Source organism: Microtetraspora sp. AC03309, from assembly GCF_020826795.1.
Taxonomy (GTDB): Bacteria; Actinomycetota; Actinomycetes; order Streptosporangiales; family Streptosporangiaceae; genus Microtetraspora; species Microtetraspora glauca.
This window is the reverse complement of sequence record NZ_JADDIL010000027.1, coordinates 1-19806: the sequence shown is the minus strand read 5'-3', so window position 1 is coordinate 19806 and position 19806 is coordinate 1. Positions and strand designations below refer to the sequence as shown.

The 19806-nt window shown below is 67.2% G+C and carries 19 protein-coding genes; 14 read left to right on the top strand and 5 right to left on the bottom strand.

Annotation, left to right across the window (positions count from 1 at the left end; genetic code table 11):
• The first annotated feature begins 77 nt into the window (after window positions 1-77).
• Window positions 78-1499, top strand: a complete 1422-nt coding sequence (locus tag IMZ11_RS17870; protein ID WP_228642830.1) for an MATE family efflux transporter — start codon at window positions 78-80, stop codon at window positions 1497-1499.
• Window positions 1500-1681: 182 nt separating this feature from the next.
• On the opposite strand, the gene IMZ11_RS17865 is transcribed toward IMZ11_RS17870, so the two are convergent.
• Window positions 1682-2341 carry a TetR/AcrR family transcriptional regulator gene (locus IMZ11_RS17865; RefSeq protein WP_228642828.1) on the bottom strand — a complete coding sequence of 220 codons (660 nt, stop codon included), beginning with the start codon at window positions 2339-2341 and terminating at the stop codon, window positions 1682-1684.
• An 88-nt stretch (window positions 2342-2429) separates the two neighbouring features.
• Here IMZ11_RS17865 and IMZ11_RS17860 point away from each other — a divergent pair, with 88 nt between their 5' ends.
• Window positions 2430-2858 carry a nuclear transport factor 2 family protein gene (locus tag IMZ11_RS17860; RefSeq protein ID WP_228642826.1) on the top strand — a complete coding sequence of 143 codons (429 nt, stop codon included), beginning with the start codon at window positions 2430-2432 and terminating at the stop codon, window positions 2856-2858.
• A 60-nt stretch (window positions 2859-2918) separates the two neighbouring features.
• Here IMZ11_RS17860 and IMZ11_RS17855 read toward each other — a convergent pair whose 3' ends face one another.
• Entirely contained in the window at window positions 2919-3095 is a 177-nt protein-coding gene (locus IMZ11_RS17855) for a hypothetical protein (RefSeq protein WP_228642823.1), read from the bottom strand.
• 261 nt (window positions 3096-3356) lie between these two features.
• Here IMZ11_RS17855 and IMZ11_RS17850 point away from each other — a divergent pair, with 261 nt between their 5' ends.
• The 6 genes from IMZ11_RS17850 to IMZ11_RS17825 all read left to right on the top strand — a co-directional run bounded on the left by IMZ11_RS17850 (window position 3357) and on the right by IMZ11_RS17825 (window position 9917).
• Window positions 3357-3800, top strand: coding sequence for an HPP family protein (locus tag IMZ11_RS17850; RefSeq protein WP_228642821.1), 444 nt, complete (start codon window positions 3357-3359; stop codon window positions 3798-3800).
• A 49-nt stretch (window positions 3801-3849) separates the two neighbouring features.
• Window positions 3850-7554, top strand: a complete 3705-nt coding sequence (locus IMZ11_RS17845) for an FHA domain-containing protein (RefSeq protein ID WP_228642819.1) — start codon at window positions 3850-3852, stop codon at window positions 7552-7554.
• A 186-nt stretch (window positions 7555-7740) separates the two neighbouring features.
• Window positions 7741-8043: a UTRA domain-containing protein gene (locus IMZ11_RS17840; protein WP_308066814.1), complete on the top strand. Its 303-nt coding sequence runs from the start codon at window positions 7741-7743 to the stop codon at window positions 8041-8043.
• Window positions 8044-8156: 113 nt separating this feature from the next.
• Complete coding sequence (locus tag IMZ11_RS17835) at window positions 8157-8993, top strand: IS5 family transposase (protein ID WP_228642817.1); 837 nt, start codon at window positions 8157-8159, stop codon at window positions 8991-8993.
• Window positions 8990-9415: a hypothetical protein gene (locus tag IMZ11_RS17830; protein ID WP_228642815.1), complete on the top strand. Its 426-nt coding sequence runs from the start codon at window positions 8990-8992 to the stop codon at window positions 9413-9415. The genes IMZ11_RS17835 and IMZ11_RS17830 overlap by 4 nt, the downstream gene beginning before the upstream one ends.
• A gap of 124 nt (window positions 9416-9539) precedes the next feature.
• Window positions 9540-9917, top strand: coding sequence for a hypothetical protein (locus tag IMZ11_RS17825; protein WP_228642813.1), 378 nt, complete (start codon window positions 9540-9542; stop codon window positions 9915-9917).
• Between the two features lie 129 nt (window positions 9918-10046).
• Here the strand turns inward: IMZ11_RS17825 and IMZ11_RS17820 are convergent, their stop codons facing one another.
• Together IMZ11_RS17820 and IMZ11_RS17815 are read right to left on the bottom strand one after the other, a co-directional pair.
• Entirely contained in the window at window positions 10047-10373 is a 327-nt protein-coding gene (locus IMZ11_RS17820) for a hypothetical protein (protein ID WP_228642811.1), read from the bottom strand.
• 315 nt (window positions 10374-10688) lie between these two features.
• On the bottom strand, window positions 10689-11258 hold the full coding sequence (locus IMZ11_RS17815; RefSeq protein WP_228642809.1) for a TetR/AcrR family transcriptional regulator: 570 nt from the start codon (window positions 11256-11258) through the stop codon (window positions 10689-10691).
• A gap of 188 nt (window positions 11259-11446) precedes the next feature.
• On the opposite strand from IMZ11_RS17815, the gene IMZ11_RS17810 reads away from it, so the two are divergent.
• From IMZ11_RS17810 to IMZ11_RS17785, 6 genes are all read left to right on the top strand, one after another.
• On the top strand, window positions 11447-12322 hold the full coding sequence (locus IMZ11_RS17810; RefSeq protein ID WP_308066807.1) for a zinc-binding dehydrogenase: 876 nt from the start codon (window positions 11447-11449) through the stop codon (window positions 12320-12322).
• Window positions 12323-13040: 718 nt separating this feature from the next.
• Window positions 13041-13187, top strand: a complete 147-nt coding sequence (locus tag IMZ11_RS17805; RefSeq protein ID WP_228642805.1) for a hypothetical protein — start codon at window positions 13041-13043, stop codon at window positions 13185-13187.
• Window positions 13188-13376: 189 nt separating this feature from the next.
• Window positions 13377-14342: an MvdC/MvdD family ATP grasp protein gene (locus IMZ11_RS17800; protein ID WP_228642803.1), complete on the top strand. Its 966-nt coding sequence runs from the start codon at window positions 13377-13379 to the stop codon at window positions 14340-14342.
• Entirely contained in the window at window positions 14329-15294 is a 966-nt protein-coding gene (locus IMZ11_RS17795) for a TIGR04500 family putative peptide maturation system protein (RefSeq protein WP_228642801.1), read from the top strand. Before IMZ11_RS17800 ends, IMZ11_RS17795 begins: the two co-directional genes overlap by 14 nt.
• Window positions 15295-15686: 392 nt before the next feature.
• Window positions 15687-15959: a hypothetical protein gene (locus IMZ11_RS17790; protein WP_228642799.1), complete on the top strand. Its 273-nt coding sequence runs from the start codon at window positions 15687-15689 to the stop codon at window positions 15957-15959.
• A gap of 986 nt (window positions 15960-16945) precedes the next feature.
• Window positions 16946-17863 (top strand): UTP--glucose-1-phosphate uridylyltransferase, encoded by a 918-nt coding sequence (locus IMZ11_RS17785; RefSeq protein ID WP_228642797.1) that lies wholly within the window; start codon window positions 16946-16948, stop codon window positions 17861-17863.
• Between the two features lie 39 nt (window positions 17864-17902).
• Here the strand turns inward: IMZ11_RS17785 and IMZ11_RS17780 are convergent, their stop codons facing one another.
• A complete protein-coding gene (locus IMZ11_RS17780; RefSeq protein WP_228642795.1) occupies window positions 17903-18934 on the bottom strand; it encodes an NUDIX hydrolase in 1032 nt (343 codons plus the stop codon).
• Window positions 18935-19806: the final 872 nt, after the last annotated feature.

Sequence of the window (19806 nt, the reverse complement as noted above, 5' to 3'; positions counted from 1 at the left end):
TCCCCACGGAGGACCGATCCTGCGGGGCAGCCGGGCAGCCGACCGACGCGACCCCGCCCCGCACGATGTGAGGAGCCATGCCCCTTTCCCGATTCCGCCAGGACGTCAAGCCCCTGGCCGCCCTCGCCGTGCCACTCGCGCTCACCCAGCTCGCGCAGGTCGCCCTCACGACCACCGACACTGTCATGATGGGCCTGCTCGGTATCGAGGCCCTGGCCGCCGGAGGGCTCGCGCTGGTCCTGTTCAACCAGCTGCGCACCATGGGCGTCGGCCTGGTGACCGCCGTCGGGAACCAGGTCGCCGCCGCGACGGCCCGCGCCGAGGCCGGCTCGGTCGAGGGCCACGGTCAGGACACGGATCGGGCGATGGACGACGTCCGCGACCTGCTGCGCGCGGCGCTGGCAGTCGCCACCCTCGCCGGCGTCGTCGGCGCCGTCCTGCTCGCCCTTTCCGGGCACGCGCTCACCTGGCTCGGACAGGACGCCGCCGTGGTGCGGCGCATGCAGCCCATGCTGGTCGCGCTCGCCCCCGGGCTGCTGCCGTGCCTGTGGTTCCAGGCCGTCCGCCAGTTCACCGTCGGCATGCGCCGCCCGCAGGCGCTCCTGCGCATCACGCTCGCGTCGGTGGCGGTCAACGCCGGCCTCAACTGGGTCCTCATCCACGGCTGGTGGGGGCTGCCCAAGATCGGTCTGCCCGGCATCGGCGTCGCCACCTCCCTGGTGTACTTGCTCTCGTTCATCGCGCTGTACGCCTCCGCGCGGAGGGACCCCGTCCTCGCCCCCATGCTGTCCCTGCGGATGTGGCGGGCCAGGCCCGCGACCCTGCGCCGGCTGCTCGGGCTCGGGACGCCCATCGCCGCGACGTACGGTTCCGAGGCCGGGTTCTTCTCCGTCGTCGCCCTGATGATCGGGAGCTTCGGCAGCTCCGCGCTGGCCGCGCACACCGCCGTCAACCAGCTCGTCTACATCGTCTTCCAGGTGTCGGTCGGGCTCTCGCACGCGGCCTCCATCGGGGTCAGCCGCGAGGTCGCCCTCGGCCGGGCCGGGGCCGCGGCGCGCATCGCCCGCACCGCCCTGGTATGCGGGGCCGCCGTCATGACCGTGGTCGGGCTGGTGTACCTGGCCGTACCCGAGCTCGTGTTGCGCCCGTTCCTCGATCCGTCCGGCGGCCAGTACCGGCAGACGCTGGACATCGCCACCTCGCTGCTCCTGCTCGCAGCCGTTCTCCAGTACGTCGACTGCGCGCAGAACATCGGCGTGGGCCTGCTACGTGGCCTCGACGACACCAGGAGCGGTTTCCGCATCACCCTCATCGGCTATTGGGTGATCGGGCTGCCCGCGGCCTGGCTGATCGGCGCCGTCGCGGGCGCGCACACCGTAGGCGCCTGGCTGGGGCTGTTGACGGGACTGGCCGCCACCGGCGGCCTTCTGCTCCGGCGCTTCCACCGCTCCCTGGCGGCGCACGGCACGCGGACACAGGCCGTGGAGTCGCCCGCCTGACCCCGGTCGGTGAGTTTCCTCAAGCGGCTGTCTTCTTCGTGTGCGCGCCGGGCCGCCGGCTCTCCTCGCGTACGGACGATGATCCGAAGTTCTTCTCCCGTCAGGGCGTGTACGGCCACCAGGAGCGACACGACGGGTGCGCGCGACCGGCAACACCCGGTACGGCAGCTCGGCGAGGCTCTCTACGTCTGTCGGATGTCGGCGAGTTCGGGCACCGGTGGGGCGGTGTCATGTGCTGTCGTTCCTGTGTTTGGGCACGATCGAGGCGGTCTCTCGCTGTCACCGGGGGCGAGCCCATCGAAGATGATCTCGAGTGCACGGGCGTGCGCCCGCTCGTCGAGGCGGATGTGGGCGACGGCCCGTGAGACGCCGACGAGGAGCGCATGGACCTCGTCGAGGCCGATGTCCGTACGGACCGCGCCGGCGTCCTGGGCACGCCGGAGCAGGACGCCGACGGCCTCGCGCAGGTCCCGCGGGCCCTGGGCCGCTTTGCCGTCGACGTCACCGCCGGCGTCGGTGAACGCCTCGACGATGGCGAGCTTGCCTGCGGCATCGGCCACGATCTGGCCGAAGAAGTCGAAGAACGCCAGGCCGGGATCATCCGATTCGGCGAGGCTTTGTGCCCGCTGGCACAGATGGTCGAAGTGTCTTACCAGAACCGCCTCCAGCAGCATCTGCTTGGTGGGGAAGTGGCGAAAGACGGTGGCGATGCCGACCCCGGCGAGGCGGGCGACCTTCTCGGTGGAGGCCGTCGAGCCGCCCCTGCCGAAGACCTCCTCAGCGACCTCCAGGATCCGGGCTCGGTTTCCGCGGGCATCGGCGCGCGTCGGTTGTGTTGCCATCCGAAGTCCCCACTCCGTATATTCGAAGTCTCCACTCCGGATATGTGGAGTCTCCACTTCGGATATTACCCTGCCAACGGGAGGCATCATGGTGCTCACTCCTCGTGAGGTATTCCTCAAGCTCGTGTGGGGCGTCTCGGAGGGGCGCTGGGACGAGCTGCCCGATCTGTACGCGGAGCAGACCTACGTCGAACATCCGTTTGCGCCGTCTGGCGACGAACCGCTGCGCACCCGTGAGGAGTTGCGTGAGCACTTTTCGGCCGGCAGACGCCTGCCGCCTCTTCGCCAGGAGCCGGCCAACATCACGGTGCACGAGACCGCCGATCCCGAGGTGATCGTCGCCGAGTTCGAATACCGAGGGACAGCCGAGGGGGGTGAACCCTTCCGGGTCCCCTGCGTCTTCATACTCCGCGTGCGGGATGGGAAGATCATCAGCTCTCGTGACTACATCGACCACATCTCCTCGACTCGCCGCCGAGGCGGCCTCGACGAGCTCATCGAGACCCTGCGTTCATGATCGAACGGCGCCAGGCGGCTCGGAGAAATACAAGCGTGGTAAGCACATAGCTGACGGGGATCAGCCGGTAGGCGAGATCGCCGTCCCGGCGAGCACTCCGTCCACGCGGCGGGGATCGCTCACCGGGCCGAGGCACTCCTCGTTCAGCGCCTCGCTGCAAGGTGTGGCGGGAGCCGCATCGCGAGGGACCACGGTCGCGCGGTGCACGGTGGTGAGGCTGATGGGCGAGCTGGGCATCGAGGGCGCGTGTGCTCGGCGGAAGCGGCCCCGCACCACCGTGCCGGCCTCGGGGGAACAACCGGCTGACCTACTTGAACGCGACTTCGACGCGCCGACGCCGAACCGGCGTTGGGTGGCCGAACTGACGTACGTTCCGACCGCGTTCGGGTGGGTGTACACCGCATTCGTGATGAATTTATACTCGCGGATGATTGTTTCGGATGAGTTGCCAGGTAACCGATTGTGTGGGACGACCATGGGGCGGACCTGGGAGGTGGCGTGCTGGTCAGCGACGTCATGACGGTGTTCCCGGCCTATATACGGCTCGGCGCGACCATCCGGCGGGCGGCTGAATTGGTCAGCGTGTCGGAGGTCGGCCAACTGATGGTCCTGGACCACGACGGCCGATTCGTCGGTTCACTGTCCGAGGAGGACCTGGTGCGGGCCATGCTGCCCGGCTTCGACGACGTGACCGCCACCGGAGGCACGCTCGCCGACGCGTTCCGGATTTTCCTGGAGCGGGGCCGCGACCTCGCCGACCGCGTCATCGATCCCCTCGTCGTGCGCGACACGGCGACGGTCCGATCGGCCGACGAACTCGCGCGGGCGGCGATCGTGATGATCGACCGCGGGATCCGAAGGCTTCCCGTGGTCGACGACGGGACCCTCGTGGGCACGCTGTCCCGGGCCGATCTGTGTCGTGCGGTGATCTACCATTCCTGAACTCCGGCTCATCCTCACCGATCGGTACACCCGAGAGACCAACGAGCGGGTGTGCACACTGCCGGCCACTCTCGGCCGGGACAGCGGCGCGGCGGCGGTGGTGCTGGACGACGGCACCGTCTCCCGGCGCCACGCGCGGCTGGAGATCGTCGACGACGATCTGGTGCTCACCGATCTCGGCAGCTCCAACGGAACCTACGTGAACGACACGCGGGTGACGCGCCAGGTGCTCGTCCCCGGGGATCGAGTGCGCATCGGCCGATACGAGCTGACGTGGACCTTCCTCGACCCGGAGGCGACGGCGCTCGTCGGTCTGGACCAGTTCACCGTGCTGCGGCCGATCGCGCCGCCGCGCATCGCCGCACGACGTGTGGTGGAGGCCGCCGAGGCGCACAACCGCCGGGTCGGGCACGAACTCGACGGATTCCTGTCGCTCGCGCACGGATTCCTGCCGGCCGAGCCGCCGCTGCTTGCCTTCCCGGAATCGCACGGAGCCTGGGATGAGATGACCGACCAGCTCCCCGAGCTGTTCCGTCGGCTGTCGCTGCGCCGGGCGTTCGATGCGATGCCGGTGCTCGACGCCCGGCCCGAGGCGTTGCCTGACCGATACCTGTTGCGCGCCTCGACTCTGCTCGGCGTTTTCGCCCACGCCTATCAGTACATGGCGATCGATCCGCCGACCGCTCTGCCCGAGTCGCTGCTGCGACCGTGGACCACGGTCTCGCGCCGGCTGGGCAAGGAGATCCCGTCCGTCTCCTACATCGATCTGTTCTTCTACAACTGGCGGCTGCGTGATCCCGCCGGGCCGCGGGCGCTGGACAACATGGACCTGCTCGCGCCGACCTGGAACAACGCGGCGGAGCGGGTGTTCTACCTGGCCACCACCGACTTCGCGATGGGCCTCACGCCCGTGCTGGGCGCCATGCTGGATGCTCAGGAGGCCGTTGTCGCGGACGATCCGGCCGCCTTGGAGAGCGCGCTACTGGTGATCCTCGACCGGCTGCAGCACGTCACCCAGGCCATCTATCCGCAGATCGATCCCAACCCCCGCGCCCGGCATTCGCTCGACCAGGTGCTGTGGGCCAAGACGGTCGGCACCGCGGGCGTCCCGATCTTCGATGGAGCGCCCAGCCCGAGCGGCACCGCGCAACCGCAGATCCACGCGCTGGACGCGTTTCTCGAGCGCCGAGAATACGGCTCGCTGGTCGGGCAACAGAGCGTCTACCTCGCCGGATTCTTCCCGCGGCACTGGCAGGAGCTGGTGGCCGCGTTGCGTGAGGTGTCGGTGCGCCAGTACGTCGAGGACACCCGCAACAGCACCCTGCGCGGCATCTACAACGCCATGCTCGACGCCTATCTGGGCGACCGCGGCTGGATGGGCCTGCACCGCATCAAGGCGTACGGCTTTCTCGAGGTGGCGTTCAAGGTCGGCCGACAGGTCACGACCGGCGCCCGGTTCACCGGACTGTTCAAGGACCGGACCTGGGACAAGGTGGACGGCCAGCTGGCCGTCGTCCGCGAAGAGCGCCGCCCACCGGTGGGTCCGCCGGTGGCGTTCGGGACCGCCCGTCGAGGTCGTGTGGTCACCGGAGAGTCCGGCGCCTGGACCTGTTACCTGGAGATCGACGTCACCGGGCAGGGCGTGCACCACTTGCCCGGTGACCGGGTCGGCGTGCTGGCCGAGAACGACGACGAGTTGGTGCGCCGCACCGTCGCCGCCCTGCAGGCGACCGGCGACGAGTTGGTGCGGCTCACCCCGAAGTGGCGGGCGGCGGTGGCCAGCCGGGCAGGCTACGGCGAGGTCGACGTACTGCCGCTGCGGACATTGCTGCGTTTCGCCCGGCTCCGGCCGATCGGACGGGAGCCGGCGAAACGGCTGGTGAAACTGACAGCCGTGGGCTCGTGGCAGCGAGTGGTGGACGCCCGTATGGAGGACCAGTGGGAGCTGTGGGACGTCCTGAACCTGTTGTACGCGGGCGGATATGACGTCACCCGGCTGTGGAAGGCCGATCCACGTGAGGACGACGCGTTCTGCGCGGTGATTCCGCCCGAGCCGTTCCGGCTGTATTCGATCGCCTCGGCGCCGCCGCCCGGCCAACCGGCCACCACGCTGCAGTTGGTGGTCGCCGGTCTCGACTACACCTCCGCCCGGACGCCATGGTCGTACCCGCGGGAACGGAAAGGCACGGCATCGCATTTCCTGCGCCGGGCGAGCGTCGAGGGTCGGCAGCGGCTGTCGCTGCAGATCGTCTCCACGCCCCGGTTCCGGCTGCCGGCCGATCCTGCCCGGCCCGTCGTCATGTTCGCGGCCGGTTCCGGGATCGCCCCGTTCCTCGGGTTCGTCTCCGCGCGCACCGGGCCTGGCGAGAATCTGCTCTATCTGGGGATCCGGACGCCGGAAGAATTCGTCGAGCACACCGACCTTGACGAGGCGGCGGCCGCGGGCCGGCTGAAACTGTCCGTCGCGTTCTCCCGCGCCGATGCCGCGGTCGGATTCGACGGTCGGCGGCACGTCGTCCAGGCCGGACGGCGGCGCCGGGTGGACGACGTGATCCGCGCCGAGGCGGAAGCACTCTGGGAGCTGTTGCGGTCCACCGACGACGGCGGCCGCGGCGCATTCGTCTACGTGTGCGGCAGCGCACGGTTCGCCGTCTCCGTACTGCAGGCGTTGACCGGCATCGTGCCCGGCGACGGCCGCGAGTTCCTCCGCCAACTGGTGGCCGACGGGCGTCTGGGCGAGGACGTCTTCACCACCTATCTGGGCCACGCGCAGCAGGGTCCCCGCTTCGAGGTGTCGGATCTGGCGCAGCACAACACCTCCGACGCGGGTTACTGGATGGCGATCGGCGGCGCGGTGTTCGACGTCGGCGAATTCCTTCACCTGCACATCGGCGGGCCGGACATCGTCCGCAATCACGTCGGGCTCGACGCGACCGCGGCGTATCGAAAAGTGCTGCACCACGCGCACGCCGAGATCGACGCCCAACTCGCGATGTACCAGATCGGCCATCTGCGCCGGCTGCGGTTCGGCTCTCGTTGGGGCGTCGTCCTCACCGAGGACGGTCTGCACGCGCTGCCGCTGGAAGAACTGTTCCGGACCTGGGTACGGTTCGTGTACCTGCTGGTCGGCATGGAGAACGCGTTGACCGCGGACTACGGATTCACCACGTTGGTCACCACGTCGGGTGAAGATCCCCGGGAGTTGACGCCCTTCAAGGCGCAGTACGTCCTCGAGTCGCACCGGCGGTTCCTGGTCAGTTATCTGGACGGGCTGGTGCACGACGACCTGCGCACCCTGTGGCAACTCACCGTCGGCTTCTGCGACCCGCATCAGGACATCCGGTCGTTCGACACCGATCTCGCCGCCATGTCCGCGCGGTCGGATGTCGGGCTGGTCCGGCATTCCGTATCCGCCGTCAAGGAACTACTGCTCGCCGGGGACGACTTCCGGCGGGTCACGGCGCTGTGCCGCGTCTACGCGCACGTCGACGTCCAACTGCTGCGCGACCTGAAAACCGCTGTGCTGGAAGGAGTTCGGGCGTTCGAGATCCACGAGGCCGACGTCGTCGAGCAGGCGGGAGCCACGCTGCTGAACGTGGCACGCGAGACGCTCGCTGTGGTCTCGGCCTACTACCGGCGCCTCGCCGAGCAGACCCGCGGCCAGGGGATCACCGCCGACGGTGCGGTCGAGGAGGCGATCCCGGCCGACCGGGGTCTGCCCGGCCACGGCGGTCCACTACCGCTTCCCGATTGACGCTCGGTCGCGACAATGGATCAGCGGCGCCGATCCGCGGACCGCTCCTGGTGAGGTGCTGGAAGCGGGCGCGTAGGCCGTACCCAACCGGGTCGCCGCGCTACTCGATCTGCCGGCTAAGACCCGGGCGTTCCTGCGTCGCCGCCTGGTGGTCCGTGACGGTGAGCCGTCCGAGATCGTCTCGTTCTGGCTGCCCCTGGATCTGTCCTGTCGGAGGGGACGGACCTGACGAGCGCTGACGCACTGGCAGGCAGCATCCGGGACCATCTCCAGGCGCGTAAGGGCGTGCGGGTTGATCACATTATCGAGCAGATCACCGCGCGTATGCCCTCGGCGGATGAGGCGAAGCAGCTTGGCATGCCGAAGAACACTCCGGTCCTGGACGTCTACGCGGCCGTGCGTGACGCCTCGGGGCATCCACTCGACGTGGTGAACGTGCTGCTTCCCGCCAATCGCCACGAACTGCAAGACGCGTATCCAATTGGCTGAGCTGCCGTTCTAAGAGGGCGGTTCGCGAGCGAATGCCCGAACTGCGAAGTGTGATCGTGTGAATTTGTAGCGTTACGGCCGGTCGGTGGGCTTGGGCGTGCTGAGATGACCCGGTGAGTGAGCGCAAGCCGTACCCGAGCGACTTGTCCGACGAACGGTGGGCACTGATCGAGCCCGTGATCACGGCGTGGAAGGCCGCGCATCCCTCGGTGAGCGGCCATCAGGGCGGCTACCACATGCGGGAGATCGTCAACGCGATCCTCTACCAGAGCCGGACCGGCTGCCAGTGGGCATTCCTGCCCCACGACCTGCCGCCCCGCAGCGCGGTGTACTACTACTTCGCCAAGTGGCGCGATGACGGCACCGACCAGACGATCCACGACCTGCTGCGCTGGCAGACACGGGAGAAACACCGGCGATTAGCCGATCCGAGCCTGGTAGTGCTGGACACCCAAAGCGTGCACGCGGCGGCCGGGGTCCCGTCGGAAACGACGGGCCGGGACGCGGGTAAGAAAGTGCCCGGGCGAAAGCGCGGCCTGGCCGTAGACGTGCTGGGCCTGGTCATCGCGGTGGTGGCGCTGGCAGCCTCAGCGCACGAGAACACCGCCGGGATCGCCCTGCTGGACCGGGTCGCCGCCGCCACACCGCCCGGCAGCGTGCGTACGGCGCTGGTCGACCAAGGATTCAAGAACGCCGTCGTCACCCACGGCGCCACGCTCGGCATCGCCGTGGAGATCGTCGAACGCAACCCGGCCGACAAGGGGTTCGTCCCTCAGCCCAAACGGTGGGTGGTGGAACAGACCTACGGCATCCTCGCCCTGCACCGCCGACTGGTCCGCGACTACGAACACTGCCCCACCAGCTCCGAATCGCGCGTGTACTGGGCGATGAGCGACGTGATGGCCCGCCGGTTGACCGGAACCTCCAGCCCATCCTGGCGCAGCGCATGACCGGCCGCGAGGCGAGCAGACCGCTGCTGGACAAGATCGACGCACGCGAAGCTGCCCTGACCTGCGAGGCTGAACAGACGCGCGCCCGGATTGACGAACTCGCCGCGAGGCTGCACGAACTCGACCAGGCGATCGACCATCTGCGGATCACCCGCAAGACCCTCGTCTCGCTCGCCGAGGAAGACGACATCGAGCCGGCCGCACCGCCTCCCGCGCTGCCCGACCACCCCGCCTACCAGCAGATTCTGACGGTCTTCGCCGACGTCGACCGACCTCTGCGCGCTCGCGACCTGTGCCAGGCCCTGGACCTGCCCATCGTGTCGAAGAACACCGAGAACATCCGCTCCAAGCTCAAACGCTTGGTCAGCCGCGGCATCCTCGTCGAGACCGAGCCGGGCTTGTTCACTCAGCCACGCCCGTAGCCCAGCAGCCGACCCTCTGACCAGCCCGCCTCTTCCAACCCCAACGACGAAAGGGGTATCAACTCACGAATCGCCCTCTAAGAAGTCCTAAACACCATATGGCCCGGATATGTAGGATTTGTGCATGCCAGGGAGTCAACTCGGACGCCTCAGTCTTCGCGCGGATGCGGTCTACTGTCTCGTCGTCGGGCTCATAGTCGCTGCTACCGCACCTCTGACCACGACTACAGTTCAGCTGCCAGCGCTTGTCATCGCGGCGGTCGGTAGCGGTGTCGTGTTGTGGGCGGGCGTCGTGTGGTGGCTCAGCTTCCGTCCTCTGCGTGACGGCCTGCGTCTCGTGCTCGCGGCAAATGTGCTGGCTGCGAGTGTGCTCGCCGCCGTCTCGTTTGCCGCAGCGAGCATCGTGGTCCTGATGACCTTTCTGGCCATCGCTATAGACGTTGGCGGCTTCGCGGCCAGTCAGATCGTCGCGCTCAAGCGAATGTCTCGCGAAGCGTTCTAGCGAGTCGTTTCCAGTACCCGACCGGCACCTTCGCTCCCGTCGGCCCCTCAAGTGAGCGGACGTGGGGCTCTCTATCCGCCGGGACAGTCGGTGTAACCGCCGCTCCGCTTGCGCAGTAGTTTGTGGGCTTCATGCCGGTGTGGTGGTGTGACCGAACGTTTCCGGGGTCGGCAGGAATCCCGCTCGCGTCTCTAGGATGAGGCCGGCGAAGAGAATCACGCCGAACACTATGGCTGTCCATGGCCTGTCTGTTGAGAATGCGACGAACCCGCCGACGACAGGTACGCAGATCTTCGTCACGAAGAAGATGACCTGGAATGCGGTGGAGGAGCTTTCATTGTCGAACCCGTACGCCATTGAGAAGGTTTGGAGCGTTGCCAGGATCCCGATCGCCCAAATGATCCAGATGATCCACAGGGTGATGCTGCTTACCTTGCGTGAAGCTTTGTCCGTCATGGCTTGATTATCGCGATACATTGCTTTTCGGGCGACCGGGGGGACCTGTGGTTTGACGGGGTCCGTCCCTACAGACACGATCGCCTCTTGTGTTTGTCCGGCTGCTCTATCTGATCGCGCTCCGGGTGTTCGGCTGGCTGATGTTGCTGTGGCCGCAGTCGGGCGTCGAAGGACGCGGAGATCGTGGTGCTGCGTCACGAGGTAGCGGTGCTGGGGCGTCAGGTCGGACGGCCGAAGCCGGACTGGGCAGATCGGGCTGGGGTTACCGGCGTCAAATGCGATGAGCCTCTGAGTGTGGCATCGCGGTGAGGCCGGTCAAGCTTGGAATGCCCGAATCGCGAGCGCGGCGAAACGTCGGGAGGCGGCGACCCGGGCGTTTGTCGATGTGGCGTGCAGGCTGCCGTTGGCCATCAGCATGAGGATGAGGTCGTCCAGGACGAAGTCGGGCCGCAGGCGGCCGCTGTCCCTGGCACGGCGCGCGAGCTCGGCGAGCGAGGTGAGCGCCTGTTCGCGCATCGCGGCGAGATCCATGGCGTGGGGGAATGCCGAGGTGAACGCCGTGGTGAAGCCCCGGTTTCGTGCGTGCAGCTCACAAAGCTTCTCGATCACGAGGCACAGGCCGTGCCACGGATCCGGATCGGCGAGCCCCTCCTCGACGATGGCATGGCACGCATACATCTGCTCTGTGAAAGCCTCGGTGGCCAGCGCCTGCTTGGTGGGGAAGCGGCGGTACAGGGTGGCGGGGCCGACCCCGGCGCGCCGGGCTATCTCGCGCATCGGCACGTCCATGCCTTCGGCGGCGAACAGTGCCCGAGCCGCGTCGAGGATGCGCTCGCGGTTGTCCAGCGCGTCCGAACGCAGCGTCTGAGGCAAACGGTCGATCACTCTCTCACTTTAGCTAAACGGACGTCGGCGTCCGTTAGCGTCCCAAGCAGCCAGGGGCCGCTTGACGGCGGCTTTGATTGCGCTCACGAAAAGGGACAACAGTGAAGGCAGTTGCGATCGAGGAGTTCGGGGGTCCCGATGGACTGGCAGTCACCGACATCCCTGCACCGGCTCCCGCTCGGGGACACGTGTTGATCGTCAATGAGGCGATCGGCGTCGGAGGCGTCGACGTCATGATCCGAAGCGGTGCTCTCGCCGCCTACGGTTTCCGGAAGGGTCATGTCCCAGGCGGCGAGGTGGCGGGGACGGTGACCGCGGTGGGCGACGGCGTCGACCCCGCATGGGTCGGGCAGCGCGTGTGGGCGTTCACCGGTACGGGCGGCGGCTACGTCGAGCAGGCGATCGCGCCGATCGGAGAGGTCCTGGCCCTCCCGGCGAGCCTTTCCGCTGTCGACGCCGTGACGCTCGGGAGCTCCGGGGTCGTGGCCCACTTCGGTCTCGCCCATGCTCACTTCTCTCCGGGCGAGACCGTGCTGGTACGCGGCGCGGCCGGCAGCATCGGGATCATGACGGTTCAGCTCGCGGCTCGCGGTGGTGCCGGCGCCGTGGCAGTCACCACCTCCTCCCCTGAGCGTGGCCGTCGACTGCGCGACCTCGGTGCGACCCACGTGCTGGACCGCTCGGGAGCAGGAGGGCCGGACGATCCCCCGGGCTACGACGTCATCATCGACGTCGTAGCAGGTGAAGACATGCCTTCGTTCTTCGACAGGCTCAACCCCAACGGTCGACTCGTGGTTGTCGGCGCAGTCGGGGGCCAGCCGCCGGCAGACTTCGGCACGAGGTTGATGGCCGCATTCCAGAAGTCGATGTCCTTCGCCACCTTCAGCGCCGCGACGGTAGCGGAGTCCGCTCGACGTGCCGTGAGGATGGAGCAGTTCGCCGCCGCGGATCGTGGCGAGCTCCAGACGGTGGTGCATGAGGTGCTGCCGCTGGAGCACGCCGTGCTGGCACACCAGAAGATGGACGCCGGTGAGGTCTTCGGGAGGATCGTCCTGACCCCGTAGGCACCTGATCGCGACAGATGACGACTCGGCTCGCGCGGCACGATGTCCCGGGGCCTGTCGTCCAAGCGCACTCATCTGCCGCGAGTCGCGCGCTCGGTCCGAGTTCGGCGACCACGCGGTCAGCGGCAGAAGAGCGCGTCGCGCCTGACCGCGCCAGGCCGTTCGTGGTCAGTAGAGCCGGCACTCCCGCTCGCGGTACTTCTGGGATGCCTTCCGCAATCCACAAGCCACGGACCCCAGGTGGGGCGGCGGTGGAAAACCATCATCAAGAAATTCCCCGGGAACTGCGACGAATGTGCAGGATTGACCGGTCCGAAAACTCGCTGCTCCACGTTTCCGCTAACAAGGCGAGCGCGCACAGAACTCACGCCCGGTGGCAAAAGATTCGACGGAAAGAATGATTACTGGAGATCGAATCCTGCAAGGATCTCCCTGCGGCCCCGGTCCCTCTCGGTGTGATGAGTATCCGTTCGCGGCCACGCACCAGGCGATCGGCGTCGACGGCGAGCTCGTCGACTGGAAATGGATTCCGTCCCTCAATTCCTCGCTCGCGTAGATGAAGAGGTACTGCTCGCTCACCTACGACTACGTCGCATGGTCTGCAGCGTCGAGATCGCCCTGTCCTATTGAGGAGTGATCAACGACATCGGTCCGTTCCAAGCGATCCACAAGCGGAAAGCAGCAAGATCTCCTTCGCAGACGCACGAGAGGTGAGGAAATGACACAGATCAAGGACATCAGTCTGACCGGATCGGAGCTCAGCGAGGACGAGCTCGTCAGGGTCGTCGGCGGCCAGGAGCCGATCATCGTGGGCACCCTCGACTTCAATCTTGGGGTCTGCCGCATGGACACGGTCTATGGCTGATGAGGAGTGGGACAGCTGAGATCAACGACCTCAGTCTGACCGGCTCGGGGAGCGGAAACGGCCCATTGAGGGCACCTTCGACAAGCGCGGCCGCACCCGCTCCCGAGACCCGGTGACCGAAGTCGGTTTGGCTGGCTGATGCGCCCGGAAACCCCGGTTCCCCGGGCGCATCAGTACCGAGAGGAACTCATGCAGACAACCATCGTCGTCCTCACCGGCGATGACGACGAGCACGCCGATCACATCACCCCCCTGCTCTCCCGGCGCGGAGCCGAGGTGGTCCGGGTGGATCCGGCGAGTTTCCCCCGCGAGGTCCGGGTCTCCAGCGGCTTCTACAACCAGGCGGTCTCCCGGTGGGGCACGCTGGATCTGGCGTCGCTGACCGCCGTCTGGTATCGGCGTCCCGGCCGGCCCCGAGTCCACGATGAGATCGTCGACGATCCGGCCCGCCTCTATGTCGAGACCGAGTGCCGCCATCTCGCGCAGGACCTGTGGGATGCGCTCGACTGCCGGTTCGTGCCCGCCCGCCGTCCGCTCATCGATCGCGCCCAGCGCAAGCTCCTCCAGATGCCGCTCGCCGCGCGGTTGGGCTTCGAGACACCGGCGACACTGGTCACCACCGATCCGGACGAGTTCCTGGCCTTTTCCAACCGGTTCGACGGACAGATCATCACCAAGCCCTACGCCTTCGCCCCCGCCATGCTGGGCGGGGCCGGCGCCGTGCGCTACACCGAGCGGACCGCGCCGATCGATCTGGGCTACGCGGACGCTCTCCGGTTCTGCCCAGTGATCGCGCAAGAGCTGATCGCCAAGCGGGTGGAGGTGCGCGTGACAGTCGTCGGCGGGCGTGTGTTCGCGGCGGAGATCCACTCGCAGAACAGCAACCGGAGCAGGACCGACTGGCGCAGCTACGACCTGCGCAGGACACCGCACCTGAGCCACCGCCTGCCTGCCGATGTCGAGCGGCGATGCCTGGCGCTGGTGTCGGAGCTCGGGCTGAACTACGGGGCGATCGACCTCATCGTGACCCCGGAGGACCGCTACGTGTTCTTGGAGATCAACCCGGCCGGCCAGTACCTGTGGATAGAACAGCTGACCGGTCTGCCGATCAGCGAGGCGCTGTGCGATCTGCTCTTGGAGGATGGACGTGCTTGACAGCGCGCTGGCCGTACTGGAGAGCCTGTCCGGAGCCGAACCGGACGAGGCCGAGGCGCGGCTGGGTCCCCTGCGTGAGGACTATCCGGGGCGGCGCTTCCGGCTGGTCTGGCAGCGCGAGACCTATGACGGCTCGCTCCACTACGACCTGCTGATCACCCATCCGGACGGCGGCGCCACGGTGTCGTTGTCGTACTGCCCGGACAAGGCGCTGCCATGGCCGCTGCGTGGCGCGCGCCCGGCGGGCAGCAACCTGATGCTGCTCCGGGTGAACGGGGTGGGGATGCGGATCGATCAGGCCGTCGCCTGCCTGGACTTCGTCTGGGACGAGGCCGGGGTCGCCGACCGGCTGGTCACCGCCTGCCTGATCCAGGCCGCACTGGAGGAGAACCCGATCAGCCTGGACGACGGCGAACTCCAGCACGCCATGGACGCCTTCCGCCGGGCCCGGGGCCTGCTGACGGCGACGGCCACCCATGACTGGATCGCCCGCTCCGGGCTGACTCACCAGACGTTCGAGCGCCTGGTCCGCGACCACGCGATGGCCGCCAAGCTGAGGCAGCGGGTGACCGACGGCCGGGTCGAGGAGCACTACGCCCGGCACCGCCGGCATTACGATCGCGCCAGGATCGCGCGGTTCGTCTTCCCCGAAGGTCTCCCGGCCGAGGGCGACCTCTATGCGATGGCGGAGGCGTCGGGCGCCGAAGGCGCATTCACCTGGGTGACCCGCGGCCAGGCGCCGGAAGAGGTGTTCGAGGCGGCTCCGGGCACGGTGATCAGGAACGGATCCGACGTGATCAAGGTTCTCGAGGTCGTTCCCGCGCAGCTGACCCAGCAGATCCGTGAGCGGGCGGAGCGGGACGTGTTCGACGCGTGGGTGGCCGAGCTGCGGCGCTCGGCGAAGGTCGAATGGTTCTGGGGTGAGGGCCTGGGCGCAGAGCAGGTCTCATGACCGGCGATCGAGCAGCGCCAGGCCCTCGCCCCGACCATGTAGAGGAGGCACCCATGGAGCCCCGGCGGGTCGGCACAACCGACGAGGGCGTCGAGTTGATGGGCGCCGCCGACCAGGGCGCCGCCGAGGGCCTGCCGCCTGACCAGGAGCGGAGAACAGATCGCGTGGGCTGAGCGCATCCGCCGCGCGGGCATTGAGGAGGCGCCGTCAGCGAACCGCGCTATGTCAATGAGGGCCGCTGGCACGACATGCCCCCGGACTACTGGGACCGTTCCATGGAAGAAGGCGCGCACCTCGTCGGTTCCTTGGACATCCCCGAGGAGATGACCTATTCCTCGCCGTAATGGGGCACACAACCGGCAAGGTTCATCGACGACACCTGGTTCACCACATTGGGGCTGCTCTGCCGCATCCCGGACGGGGCGTGGGCCGATGACCGGGGGCTGATCTGGATGGTCATGGTGCTCGTGGCCCAGGGGCGGGACGGCCGTTGGCGGCGCGCGACCATCAGATGCGGCATCGCTTCCCTGATCGCGCCGATCGTGCTCTTCCTCGCGGGAATCCCCCTGGGATTCGTCCCCGGCCTTCAGAACGTCTACGGCGAGGCGGTCGCAGTGTCCGCCAGCGTGCTATCGATGATCCGGATGGCCCGGTCAGCCCCATGATCTCGCCGACCCGCACAGCCGACCTGCTCCACCGAGACCGCTGTCGTTATTGCTGTCCGCTCGGTCGGGCGGGCTCGCTGCGACGGCCCGGCTGACCATGGCGGCCCGGCTGGGCGCGTGTGTGGTGCCGATTGTCCCCACGCTGGTCAATCTGTCTGATGGCCATCTACTGTGGATCACTCCGTACGTGCCGATGAAGCCGGTGACCCGCCTGGCGGGGGACGCCCTGTCGGGGCTCTGGTGGGCCTTCGAACTCGCCGCCGGAGCCGGCGGCGTGGCCGTTCTGGTAGTGATCGCGGCTCATCGGGAAACCCGGCGTACCTTCCGGGTGGCCATGACCGCCCTGTTCCTGACCGCCGAGGTCGGACTCTGCGCCGTCGTGGGAACAACCGCCCTCGACTTGTTCCTCAACCGTGTCCCCCTGGCTTCTTCCTCACTGGGGATGCGCCCTTCGGTATCGACCTGGACGTGTTCGCTGGCCGTGGGCTGGGAGTTGAGCAGGCCATATCCCCGCTCTGGTTCACCACCGCCTGCCTCGCCTCGGCCGCTCTCCTGCGGTGGGCCCGCACCATGTGCGCCACCAATCCTGATCACAGCGGGTGCCGTTGGCATGAAAATACTGGTCGAGGCGGAGGAGTTCGAGGAGTCTGGCCGCCGATGGTGGGATCAGCAGCAGGGTGAAGTTCGCTTGGGCGGGTCAGGGACCGGATGCCGGCCACGGCCATGAAGGTGACCTCGGCCATGTCAATCTCGATGCACACATTCCCACCGCATGGCCGTCGGTCTCCCTGTACGGGTCCAGCACGTCGAGGAGTAGCGACGATCAACGGGCGAGCGCTGCCGTGGATCGCGGCCACGCCGTGTACGGTCGCCCTGAGCGCGGGGATGTCAGGGCGGCGGCGCATCCTTCGGCCCTTGGCACGTTCGAAGCGTCAGGCCGCGCTGTGCCGACCGCCGTGTGTTCGGCTTCACCGAGAGGGAATCGGATGACGACAACGATCCGCAGAGCTGTGATCCCCGCCGCCGGACTCGGCTCCCGCCTCCTGCCGTTGACGAAGGCGACGCCTAAGGAGATGCTGCCGGTCGGCGACAAGCCGGTGATCGAACACACCGTGCGCGAGCTGGTCGCCTCCGGCATCACCGACATCACCATCGTCGTATCCGGTGGCAAGTCGCTGATCCAGGACCACTTCCGGCCCAACCCCGCTCTGGTCGAGCAGCTGCGCGCGGACGGCAAGCCGGAGTACGCGGACGCTGTGGAGGAGATCGCCGAGCTCTCTCGCCGCGGCCACATCACCTATCTCGACCAGCACGGCCCCTACGGCAACGGCACCCCGGTCCTGAACGCGGCACGGAACTTCGACGATGAGCCGATGCTGGTGCTGTGGCCCGACGACGTGTTCGTGGCCGAGGTGCCGCGCGCCCAGCAGTTGATCCGCGCGTACGAGGCGACCAACTGCCCGGTGCTGGCCTTGATGCCCATGCGGCCGGAGGACTCCCAGCGCTATGGCGTGCCTGTGGTCAAGGAGAACCTCGGTGACGGGCTGCTGCGCATTACCGGCCTCGTCGAGAAGCCCAAGCCCGCTGATGCCCCCTCCGCGTTCGCGGCCATCGGCGGCTATGTCATCACGCCCGGCATCATCGACGAACTACGCGAGCAGACCAGGCGCTGGTACGAGCACCGCACCGGCGAGGTCTACCTCACCGACGCCATCAACGCCTACGCGGGCAGCGGCGCCGTGTACGGACAGGTCATCCAGGGCCGCTGGTACGACACCGGTAACCCGGCGGACTACCTCGTCGCCCAGTTCGCCTTCGCCCTCGCGCACCCTGAGTACGGGCCCGTCCTGCGCCGACTCGCCCGCGATCTTGAGGACCATCCCGGCATCGATACGACACTCTGACCCGTCGTACTGGAGTGTCGGCGAACGCGTCTTCGGCTATCAGATTTCGGGCTCGGTGACGGTGATCAGAGTCGGACAGCCTCGGCGCAGGCCGAGTAACCCGGCTCGTAGACGCTCGGTGCGGGCCGGGCCGAGGAGCTGCTCCGCTTCCTTGGGGTAGGCCCAGCGATGCTCGACGATGTCGGGATCACGTGCGGTGAGCCGGGCCGTGGTCGAATCCACGATGCCGAGGTGGAAGAGCATGATCTGGGTCGGGTGGTCCCAGCCCGGGCTCGGGTGCTCGAAGGAGATCGCGATCAGCGGTCCGACGGGGAGGTCCAGGCCGGTCTCCTCACCCAGTTCGCGGCCGGCCGCCTCCGGGGGAGTCTCGTGAGCATCGACCTGGCCGCCGGGGAGCTGCCACGTACGGCTCCGTCCAGGGCGCACGAGCAGGATCCGCCCGTACTGATCCTGGACCAGCGCATTGGCTCCGACGTGCCAGCGCGGCAAGCTGTGCTGCCACTCATCGGCGTCCAATTGCGGCTTCGCGTGGCCGATGCGACGGACCAGGTCCAAGACTTCCGCGCTGACCGCCGGAAGGGCGTCAGCGTACCGCCAGGTGTAGTCATCGTGTTCGGGTGACAGAACCACGTCCGCCCGCTCGACGTGCGCGGTGAACACCAGGTGTCGCGTCGTGCCCCGAACGGTCGGATAGTCGAAGTATCCCGGGTATCGAGCGAGGTCGACATTGGCCAGGCTGGTTTTCTCCAGGAGCGCGCGTTTTGCCACAAGCTCGGGCGGCTCGCCGTCTTCCACCTGCCCGTAGGGAATCTCCCACAAGCCCCGCAGAGCGCGGCCCGGCGCCCGACGTAGCAGGAGGATCCGCCCTTTCCTATCGAAGGCCGCGACTCCGGCGGCAATGCTGTCACGGGCGCGTCGACCGGCGGTCGGCGAGGAATCGCGGTCCCCACCGTCGTTCTCGGGTTGGTCTGCGGTGGACCGCGCTCGTCGGTCCCAGCCCTCGCGGGCGGTAGCGCTTTTTGGGTTCTTGGCCGCCGCGGACTGGATGCCTGTGGCGGCTGTCTTGTCCATCGGAGTGTGCGTGCTCATTCCCCGGTCTGTACCCAGGGCGGGGACGGGGTGTGTTGCTCGTAGCCTCCCGGGTGGAACCGGTGACCAGCTCATCCAGCCCAGGGGCGGTCGTCTCCCGCACACGCCACCTCCCCGTTGCATATCGGCGGACAGCTGAGCAAACTGAACTGGTGGTCCTCTCGAGGAGGGAGTGGCTCGATTACTTGCGACGGCTTCGAGGACAGTCGGAACTCGCAGAATGAAACAACCTCTCAACCAATAGTTATCGTGCTAAACGGGTGATATTTGGAATATAGCAACTCCCAATGTTGATGGTTCGGAAAGTGGTAATCGAAGGCGCGGTCTCCTGTCGGATTCGTCCATCCATCCGAACGAGCTGCTTAATTCAGTCTTCGAGCCAAAGGGAAATGGCCCATATTTGACTGCGTGGCCCGGAAGGGAATCCTTTAATGGAGGCAATCATCGCGCCTTTCTCCTGAAGGGGGCGGTGAGGGATGGCGATTTGAACATGGATGCACCCATTCACGTTAAATGGAACGATTGCTAGCCCCGGCGCGCTCATCACTCACAACGTAAGCCTGACTAGGTGCGGAAGGGGCGGTCGAATGAAATTTCTTAGGAGGTCGCATGAGGTGCCGCCACCTTCGAAGGTGATAGTATTAGCCGCTAAAATGGCGCATAGAGCTCAGCTGGAAGTTCGCCGAGCAGCGCTGGACTTGGAGAACGACAAGATGGACTCTGGGGCGGCATGCCAACAGGCGTATCGCCGGATCTATGCGCTGGCTGATCTGTGCCATTATTTGATTGACGTTTTCTCAGTGACTGTCAGCTGATCCTTCTGTGTTCGAAATGGACGAGAACGAGGGCGGCCC